Here is an 8,631-nt window from a genome sequence, read left to right on the forward strand (position 1 = left end):
GATCCCCATCGCCGGCCGGCCGCCGTGACTCCCGGCCCGGGGCCTCCTCACAGCGCCGAGAGCCCCGCCTCCCGCAGGAAGCCGGCCGGGGCCGGCCGGAGCCTCACCGCGGGGTGCAGGTCCGGCTCCAGGACGGCCAGCACCTCGGCCGCCGGGTAGCCGAACAGGTCGACGTCCTGGAGGACCACCGGCACGGCGGAGGGCGCCGTCGGCGCGGGGTCGTGCCGCTGGACGTAGACGGACGCCAGCCCGTCCACGTCCCGCCCGGTGCGGCCCGACCGGTCGACGACGTCCCCGAAGGCGAGGAGCTCCAAGCCCTCGTAGCGGGCCGAGAAGGCCCAACCGGCCTGGCAGACCCAGTACTCGTGCACATCCGCCAGGGTCGCGACGGCCCACTGCGCCTCGCGCTCGGACATGCCGAACCGCAGCGCACCCGCCCCGCGGGGCAACACGAGACCGGTCTCCGGCAGCAGCTCGAACATCCCCCGATCCTGGCCCGGACTCCCCCGCCCGCGCAACGCGGTATCGGCAGGCACACCTACCCGAGTACGCGCCTCCCCCGATCCGGATTCGGGCCGCGCGCGATCTGCCGGCGCCGGCTTCCGGACCGGCACGAGGCCGGGGCGCGGGGCGGGCCGCACCTCTGCGTCGCTTCTCGGGTTGCTTCTTCACCACCACCGCATCATGACCCCGAATAAGATTTAGGTTAGCCTTACCTTATGCACTATGCTTCGTTGGCCGCGAACACGGCCGGATACGCCATGCCCCAGCTCTGGCGGGTCCTCACCAAGACCGGCTACTTCCTCGGCCTCAGCGGGGCCGTCGGAGCCACCGTCACCTACGCGGCCACCGTGCGCCCGGCCCTGCGCGCCCCGGAAACGAGCACTGGGGACGCCGAGGTCCTGCGCGGACGGTCCGCCGGCTACCTCGCCTGGGCCGGAGTGGTCCTGCTGGTCGCGGGCTACTTCCAGCTCGCTGCCCGCGTCGCTCGCGCCGGCAAGGGCATGCCCTTCGGCGACGCGCTCGCCCCGGGCCGGGTATGGGACTACCTGCAGGCGCCGGCGGCCAAGGGCGCCTGGATCGCCCAGGGGACGGTCTACCTCGTCCAGAATGCCGTCCTGGTCGTGACCGCCGCCGCTCTGATCGCCCTCTTCGCGCCGGCCGTCCGCCGCCACGTGGACCGGATCACCCTCGCCGCGCTGCCGCTCTCCCTCGCCGTCACCCTGATCGGCGCCGTGCCGGCCACCGCCCCCGCCGACCTCGACGGGTGGCTGAACCCGGTCTTCGACCAGGCCCACATCGTGTCCGGCACCGTCTGGCTCGGCGGCCTGGCCCTGCTCGTCGCCCTGGCCGGCACCCGCAGGAGCCTCGGCGACGGCGCCGGGCTGCTGTGGGCCGACATGTGGCGGCGCTTCGGCCTCGTCGCCATGGTCTGCGTCGGCGCGGTCACCGTCTCCGGCCTGTGGCTGAGCTGGAAGCACGTCGGCGGCATCTCGCAGCTGTGGACCACCGGCTACGGCATCGCCCTGCTCGTCAAGATCCTCCTGGTCGCCGGGCTGGTCGTCGCGGGCGCCTTCAACCAGTTCTGGCTGATGCCCCGGATCGTCCGGGCGCGTGCCGCCGACGACACCACCTCGCTGCTGCACCTGACGCTCCGGCACTTCCCCAAGGTCGTCTGGAGCGAGGTCGTCCTCGGCGTCGCCGTGCTCGCCGTGATGCCGTTCATCTCCGGCTCGGCCCGCACCGAGGCCGGCAACCCGAAGGCCGTCTCCTCCGGCACCGTCTTCGCCGGCGGCGCCGCCCTCACCATCGCGCTGGCCGTCTCCCTGTACGCGACGGCGAAGGCCTCCGACGCCCTGGCCCGCCGGCCGGCCACGCCTGCGACTGCCTGACCCACCGGTCGCTTTCACCGTCCACGGGATCGAGGAGTGCCATCCCTGATCTTGCAGGGTATCCCCGGCTTTAGCCGGGGAGGGAGTGCATCCTTGGCCCGGAGCCGCGAAGCGGCGAAGTCCGCTGCGGCTCCGGAGTGACGGCCAGACAGGCCGCTTCTGTCCTTCGATGTACTGGCGGACGATGCTGAGAGGTGCGCCGCCGCAAGACCCGGCGAAGTAGGACCGGGACCAGAGCACGGACCCGAGGCCGATGCGGTTGACGCGGCCGGTGTACTCGGCGCGCAGGTATCGGGAGCTGACGCCCTTCAAGCTGTTGATCAGCTTGGACAGGGCCACCTTCGGCGGGTAGTGCACCAGCAGGTGCGCCGAGGTCATCACCTTCGCCCTCCAGCGCCCCCGGCGCCTGGCCATCCACGAGATCCTGCTGCGCCCCGCCGGCCAGGCCTGACCCGATCACCCCTCGCCCCCTCCCGGCTCTACTCCGCGGGCTCCTCCAGGAGCCACCAGGCGCACAGGATGAACGGGGTGCCGAGCCCGCCCACGGCGACCATGATCCACAGCGGCCAGTAGCCGCCGCCGGTGACGGGAGCCCGTTGCGGGTGTACGGGGTCGATCCGTGCGCCGACCCGGTGTCCGTCGGGCCACTGCTCGTCCGCGCCCTCGTCGGCGCGGTACTCGTGCCCGTCCGCCGTCCAGTGGTAGGTGCACTCGGTGCTGGTGTCGCCGCTGTTGTGGCAGCCGGTGACGGTGGCGGACAGCCGGAGCGTGGCGTGAACGTCGCGGTCGTGCTGGTGGAACCAGCCGCTGAGGGAGAAGGCGAAACCGCCGGCGAACACGCAGAGCATCAGGGCGAGCAGGGCGCTGCGGAACAGGGCGCCGGCCACGGAGCCGGAGCGCGGGCTCTCGCCCAGGGAGACGCTCACCGGCCCGGCCAGCGCCGCGACTGCCGCCGCACCGGCCGCACCCCTCCAGCCGGCGTACCAGGGCGTCGAGCCCCACGGGGTGCAGGCCGTCGTCACCGCGCCGGCCAACACCGCGGCCCAGGCGGCGCGTTGGAGCAGGCGCACGGCACCGCGCGCCCGACGGCGCGGGCCCCCGGCCCGGCTCGGGGCGGTGGAGGGCCGTCGGTCCTCGGGAGTCCGAGAAGTCGGGGAAGTGGGAGGAACGGGAGGTCGGTCGTCCGCGGTGGTGGTCACCCGGCCACGCTGGCAGAGGCGCGGGACCGGCACCAGAAAGCGGTGCTCACCCCTGGTGTTCAGCGATGCTTACGGCACAGGCGTGGCGGACGGCCCGCCGGGCGCGGTCCGCTCGCCGGGATCGACCAGGTGGCTGCTCACCCGCGGCTCACCGTCGGTCAGGCCCTGCGCCGCCAGCCGCTCACCCGCCGTCAGCAGCGCGCTCTGGAGCGCCTCGCCCGCCGCCCGTACCGCCGGGGGCGCGCCCCACGGGCCGGTGCGCCGCAGCAGCCGCACCAGGTAGGAGCCGGGCACCGGCAACGAGGTGACGGTGCCGGCGCCCGGACCGATCAGGGCGGCGGCGTTCGCGGGCAGGATCGCGGCGCCGAGGCGCGCGGCGAGCATGGTGTAGACGGCGAAGCGGTAGCGGGCGGTGTGTTCCACCAGCGGCACGATGCCGTGCTCGGCGGCCAGGCGCTGGAAGGCCAGCTGCCGGGGGGAGCCGGCCGGGGCGGTGATCCAGGGGCGGCCGGACAGCTGGGCGGGGTCGGCGGGCGACGGCCAGTCGGCCGGAACGACCAGGCGGTAGGCGTCCTCGAACATGACGCTCGCCTCGACGCCGGGCGGCAGCGGGGTGGGCTCCTGCCGGTCGTCCTCGATGACGAGGACGTCCAGTTCGCCCAGGCGGAGTGCGCGCAGCCCCTCCTGCCGCCCGGTCTCCACCAGCCGGGGGACGAGGTCGGGGTGGGTGCGGGCGAGCAGGTGGACGGCGGTGGTGGCGAAGAACGTGATGGCGGGCGCCGGCACACCGATGGCGACCGGGCCGGCGGCGGCCCCGCCGAGTGCCCGCAGGTCGCGGGCCGCGTCCTGGAGCGCCTGGCCGATCCGGTCGCCGTAGCCGGCCAGCAGGCGTCCGGCGGTGGTCAGTTCGGCCCGTCCGCCGGTGCGGTCCACCAGCGGGACGCCGACCTCGCGTTCCAGCCGGCTCAGCTGCTGGGACACCGCGGAGGGCGTGTGACCGAGAGCGCGCGAGGCGCCCGCCACGCTGCCGGAGTCGGCGATCTGGCGCAGGATCAGCAGTCTCTTCGGGTCGAGTTCCACCACTGCGCCGCCCTTTCGCACCGCCCGGGTCGAGGACGCCCATCCTGGCAGAGGCCGCCGCGCCGGTCCGGACCGCTCGTCCGAGCGTCCCTAGGACAGGTCCCAGACCTCGATCGTCAGTGCCCGGTCGGCCGGGCACGCGGCGATCCGTTCCGGATGCGTCTCCACGGCACGGGCCTGGACCCACGTCCCGGTACCGGAGCCGGGCACCGCACCGGCGGCCAGCAGGGGCAGGACGTGCTCCGCGCGGGCGGTGTAGCGGTTGGGGTACCCGCCGCGGATCAACTGCTCGGCCTTGCCCGCGGCCACCAGCTCCTCCACCCACGTGATCCCTGACGCCCCGATCTCCCACCTGGCGAGAACGAAGTCACGGCGCTGCTCGGGGATTGCCCGGTCGTACTCCTCGGGGCTCAGTTCCGTGATGCCGATCCACCAGCCGAGCATGTTCCGCGTCCTCCCCGCCGACGTCACTGCCGACGTCACTGCTCGGAAGCCTACTGGGAGGGTGGCGGGACGTCATCGGCTTACGTCGCGCTGTCGAGCTGTGCCCGAGAACGGTCCGGCGGCGCCGCCAGGCCCGGCGCCGCGCACCCTCAGGGCTCGGCCAGGTATCCCTGCACCGTCCGGGCCAGGAGCGGGGCGAGCCGTTCCGCGGGTGCCGACGCGAGCGGCTCCACCTGGATCACGTAGCGCGCCATCGCCAGCCCGACGATCTGCGAGAGCGTCAGCTCCACCCTCAACTCCGGCTCCTCCAGGTCGAGTTCGCCCGCAAGTCGGCCCACGAGTTCGGTCACCATGAAGCCCCGCACCAGCGCCGCCACCTCCTCGCTGGCCGCCGCCGTGCGCAGCAGCGCCAGCAGCCGGTCCCGTACCGCCGGTTCCTCCCAGAGCCCGAGGACGAAGGCGGCCACGCGCTCGCCGACGCGCTCGCGTTCGCCCGCGAGCACGCGTTCCACGACGGCCCGCGGGTCGACCGGGAAGTCCAGTGCCGCCAGGAACAGCCGGTCCTTCGTCCCGAAGTAGTGGTGCAGCAGCGCCGCGTCCACACCGGCCGCGCGGGCGATCGCCCGCATGCTCGCCTTCTGGTACCCGCGGGCCCCGAACTCCGCCCGGGCCGCCTCCAGCACCGCGCCCCGGGTGTCCTCTCCCCCGGGGCGCCGTCCGACCCGCTTCTGCTGATTCCCCTCGCCACTCACGAGGCCATTGTCACCGGTGACACCTGCGCGCGACTTGACCGGCACCTCCGGCGGCGCAAAACTCATCACATGATGAATTCCATGGCGGGGCCGCCCGGCCCCGCGGTCCGCATCACCGGCCTGACCGTCGAACGCGGCGGCCGCCCGGTCCTCCACGGCCTCGACCTCGACATCGCCGCCGGCACCATCACCGGCCTGCTCGGCCCCAGCGGCTGCGGCAAGACCACCCTGCTGCGCTCGGTCGTCGGCGTGCAGCGCACCGCCGCCGGCCGCGTCGAGGTGCTCGGCCTCGACGCCGGCAGCCCCGCCCTGCGCCACCGCGTCGGATACGTCACCCAGGCCCCCTCGGTCTACGGAGACCTCAGCGTCGCCGAGAACCTCGACTACTTCGCCGCCGTCCTCGGCGCACCCGGGACCGACCCCGCCCGGGTGATCGCCCAGGTCGGCCTGACCGGCCACGAACGCGACATCGCCGACCGCCTGTCCGGCGGCCAGCGCGCCCGCGTCTCCCTCGCCGCGGCCCTGCTCGGCACCCCCGAGCTGCTCATCCTCGACGAGCCGACCGTCGGCCTCGACCCGGTGCTCCGCCAGGACCTCTGGCGGCTCTTCCGCCGGCTCGCCGACGGCGGCGCCACCCTGCTGGTCTCCAGCCACGTCATGGACGAGGCCACCCGCTGCGACCGCCTGCTGCTGATGCGCGACGGCAGGCTGCTCGCCCACGACACCCCCGACGCGCTGCTCCGCGCCACCGGAGCCGCCGACATCGACAGCGCGTTCCTCGAACTGGTGGAGGCCGGCCGATGACCACCCCCCGCACCCGGCCGCGGACGGCGCACGCCCTGCGGCGCACCCTCGCCACCGCCCGCCGCGTCCTCACCCAGCTGCGCCACGACCCGCGCACCCTCGCCCTGCTCCTGGTCGTGCCCTGCCTGCTGCTCGTCCTGCTCAAGTACATGTTCGACGCCCAGCCCGCCACCTTCGACCGGACCGGCCCCGCCCTGCTCGGCGTCTTCCCGCTGCTCGTGATGTTCCTGGTCACCTCGGTCGCCATGCTCCGCGAACGCACCACCGGCACCCTGGAACGGCTGCTCACCATGCCGTTGGGCAAGCTCGACCTGCTCCTCGGGTACGCCCTGGCCTTCGGCGCCGTCGCCCTGCTCCAGGCGACCCTCGCCACCGCCCTCACCATCGGCCCGCTCGGCCTGCACATCGCCGGCCCCACCTGGCTGGTCTTCGCCGTCGCCGTCGCCGACGGACTGCTCGGCATGGCACTCGGCCTCCTGGTCTCGGCGTTCGCGGCCACCGAGTTCCAGGCCGTCCAGTTCCTGCCCGCCGTCCTCCTCCCCCAGATGCTGCTGTGCGGGCTCTTCGTCCCGCGCGACGCCATGGCGACCGCGCTGCGCTGGGCCTCCGACGTCCTGCCGCTCTCCTACGCCGTCGACGCGATGACCCGGCTCACCACCACCGCCACCGCCGACTCCGCCGTGGCGCGCGATCTCGCCGTCGTCGCCGGCTCCGCCCTGCTCGCCCTCGCCCTCGCCCTGGGAGCCGCCACCCTCCGCCGCCGAACCGCCTGATACCGCCCTCGGTCCACATGGCCGTACCCTCCGGCCGGCAGCGCCGGACCACGGTGTGCTGGTCCCGAGCCTGCCCGCCCGGCGGCCGGAGTGCGCGAAGGGCCATGCCGGACGGCGGCCGACGGGACGCCGCCGACTGCCGGCGGATCCGAGACCCGGCCGGATCGCGCCGCCGCAATAGATCGGGGACGGATGTTCGGTAGTCTCCGTTGATCGGCGGCGGCGAGCGCTGCCTTGGGGGGACGAGGGAGCCGGTAGATGGAGTCGCCTTCGGCCGGGCAGCGGTCGGCGGAGCAGGGCTCGTGGCAGTGGGACGACGCGGGCGGTGCCGGCGGGACGCCCGGGGACGTGGTCGGCGGGGGCGGGGAGGGGCCGCGGCTCGGCCGGCGGGGACTGCTCGTCGGGGCCGGGGTGCTCGCGGGGGGCGCGGCGCTGTGGGCCTTCGGGCGCTCCGCCCGGACGGCGCCGCCGACGCCGCGGCCGACCGCGGCGGAGGGGCCCGCGCCGGCCTGGACGTACCGGGGGGCGGAGGCGATGGCGCCCGAACGGCTGGCGGACCGGCCGGACCGGCCGCTGTTCCCGTCCCGCACCAGGCTCGTGGTGCTGGATCCCGCGAGCGGCGCCCCGGCGCGGCTGATCACCTTCGACCAGCCGCGCCCGTACCCGCCGAGCGGCCCGGACTCCATGGGGAGCGTGGTGTTCGGGCCGGACCGGCTGTTCACCACTTTCCAGGGCCGCATCGAGTCCCGCCATCTCACCGACCCCGGCGGTGACTGGAGCCTGCCGCTGCCCGAGGAGTCGGGCCGCGGCAGCGTCCAGCTGGCCGGTTGCGACGGCGGCACGCTGTACGGCTCGGTCCTCAACTACGGTTCGACCACGACCACGTCACCCGACACCAAGGTGTTCGCGATCCGGGTCTCGGACCGGTCGGTGCTCTGGTCGCGGCCCTTCGGGGCCGGCGAGAACCTGCTGGCCCCCGTGACGGCCGCCCCCGGCCTGCTGCTGTGCAGGCGCAGAGCCGGCGAGCGCACCGAGGTGGTCGTCCGGGATGCCACCGACGCCAGGGAGCTGTGGAAGGCCCCCGCGGACGAGAACCTGCGCTGGTACACCCCCGGACCGGAGAACATCTATGTCCCCGACGGCACCGGGGGCGTCCGCGCGCTGGCGCCGAACGGCGAGTCGCGCTGGACGGCCGGTCCGGCCGCGGGAGAACAATGGCGGGCGCTGCCGCCGGTCGCGGACGACGCCCGGGTCTACGTCCCGCGCGACAACGGCCTGCTCACGGGCCACGACGCAGCGACGGGCCGCCAGGTGTGGTCCTACCGGCTGCCGTTCCCGCTGGACGTCCGGAGCCAACCTTTGGTGGCCAAGGGCGTGCTGTACGTCCCCGGGCCGGCCGCCGGTGGCGTGTGGGCGATCGACGCCGCGACCGGCCGGCAGCTCTGGACCTTCCGCGACGGGATCCCCGGCAAGGACGTCTGGTCGCTGGCTGCCGACGACACCCACCTCTACGCGGGCCACGACGACGCCCTGCACGCACTGCCGCTGGGCGCGAATTAGCTCACGCGGATCACAAGGTCCTGCGGCGGGGGGGGGGGGGCGGCGCCCCCCCCCCCAGCCGCGGGGCCGGCCCGAACGGCGCCGCAGAAAATGAGGAAGTGCTCGTTCGGCGATACAAAAAAAAAAA

Annotated in this window: 9 protein-coding genes and 1 pseudogene; 4 read left to right on the forward strand and 6 right to left on the reverse strand. The window is 74.4% G+C overall.

From position 1 onward, the window contains the following. Positions 1–47 precede the first annotated feature (47 nt). On the reverse strand, positions 48–482 hold the full coding sequence (locus tag ACFXDE_RS13705) for a hypothetical protein (protein WP_380493909.1): 435 nt from the start codon (positions 480–482) through the stop codon (positions 48–50). Positions 483–734: 252 nt separating this feature from the next. Here ACFXDE_RS13705 and ACFXDE_RS13710 point away from each other — a divergent pair, with 252 nt between their 5' ends. Then, positions 735–1,892 (forward strand): CopD family protein, encoded by a 1,158-nt coding sequence (locus tag ACFXDE_RS13710; protein WP_380493911.1) that lies wholly within the window; start codon positions 735–737, stop codon positions 1,890–1,892. Between the two features lie 150 nt (positions 1,893–2,042). Here the strand turns inward: ACFXDE_RS13710 and tnpA are convergent. The 5 genes and pseudogenes from tnpA to ACFXDE_RS13735 form a co-directional block, all read right to left on the reverse strand. Then, a pseudogene (gene tnpA, locus ACFXDE_RS13715) lies at positions 2,043–2,258 on the reverse strand (IS200/IS605 family transposase); the annotation flags it as partial. Between the two features lie 113 nt (positions 2,259–2,371). Continuing rightward, positions 2,372–2,962, reverse strand: a complete 591-nt coding sequence (locus ACFXDE_RS13720) for a DUF3592 domain-containing protein (protein ID WP_380493913.1) — start codon at positions 2,960–2,962, stop codon at positions 2,372–2,374. Positions 2,963–3,160: 198 nt separating this feature from the next. Next, entirely contained in the window at positions 3,161–4,174 is a 1,014-nt protein-coding gene (locus ACFXDE_RS13725; RefSeq protein WP_380493915.1) for a LysR family transcriptional regulator, read from the reverse strand. Positions 4,175–4,261: 87 nt separating this feature from the next. Next, on the reverse strand, positions 4,262–4,615 hold the full coding sequence (locus ACFXDE_RS13730; protein ID WP_380446411.1) for a hypothetical protein: 354 nt from the start codon (positions 4,613–4,615) through the stop codon (positions 4,262–4,264). A 149-nt stretch (positions 4,616–4,764) separates the two neighbouring features. Beyond that, entirely contained in the window at positions 4,765–5,367 is a 603-nt protein-coding gene (locus ACFXDE_RS13735; protein WP_380446410.1) for a TetR family transcriptional regulator, read from the reverse strand. Positions 5,368–5,436: 69 nt separating this feature from the next. On the opposite strand from ACFXDE_RS13735, the gene ACFXDE_RS13740 reads away from it, so the two are divergent. From ACFXDE_RS13740 to ACFXDE_RS13750, 3 genes are all read left to right on the forward strand, one after another. Continuing rightward, complete coding sequence (locus ACFXDE_RS13740) at positions 5,437–6,171, forward strand: ABC transporter ATP-binding protein (RefSeq protein ID WP_380493917.1); 735 nt, start codon at positions 5,437–5,439, stop codon at positions 6,169–6,171. Further along, positions 6,168–6,944: an ABC transporter permease gene (locus ACFXDE_RS13745; RefSeq protein ID WP_380493919.1), complete on the forward strand. Its 777-nt coding sequence runs from the start codon at positions 6,168–6,170 to the stop codon at positions 6,942–6,944. The genes ACFXDE_RS13740 and ACFXDE_RS13745 overlap by 4 nt, the downstream gene beginning before the upstream one ends. 258 nt (positions 6,945–7,202) lie before the next feature. Next, positions 7,203–8,504, forward strand: a complete 1,302-nt coding sequence (locus ACFXDE_RS13750) for a PQQ-binding-like beta-propeller repeat protein (RefSeq protein ID WP_380493921.1) — start codon at positions 7,203–7,205, stop codon at positions 8,502–8,504. Positions 8,505–8,631: the final 127 nt, after the last annotated feature.

The organism is Kitasatospora sp. NPDC059408 (genome assembly GCF_042751525.1).
Taxonomy (GTDB): Bacteria; Actinomycetota; Actinomycetes; order Streptomycetales; family Streptomycetaceae; genus Kitasatospora.

Excerpts from the sequence above, each read along its gene's own strand:
- ACFXDE_RS13740 (WP_380493917.1), top strand. The coding sequence starts at position 5,437 with ATGATGAATTCCATGGCGGGGCCGCCCGGCCCCGCGGTCCGCATCACC.
- ACFXDE_RS13745 (WP_380493919.1), top strand. The coding sequence starts at position 6,168 with ATGACCACCCCCCGCACCCGGCCGCGGACGGCGCACGCCCTGCGGCGC.
- ACFXDE_RS13705 (WP_380493909.1), bottom strand. The coding sequence starts at position 482 with ATGTTCGAGCTGCTGCCGGAGACCGGTCTCGTGTTGCCCCGCGGGGCG.
- ACFXDE_RS13750 (WP_380493921.1), top strand. The coding sequence starts at position 7,203 with ATGGAGTCGCCTTCGGCCGGGCAGCGGTCGGCGGAGCAGGGCTCGTGG.
- ACFXDE_RS13730 (WP_380446411.1), bottom strand. The coding sequence starts at position 4,615 with ATGCTCGGCTGGTGGATCGGCATCACGGAACTGAGCCCCGAGGAGTAC.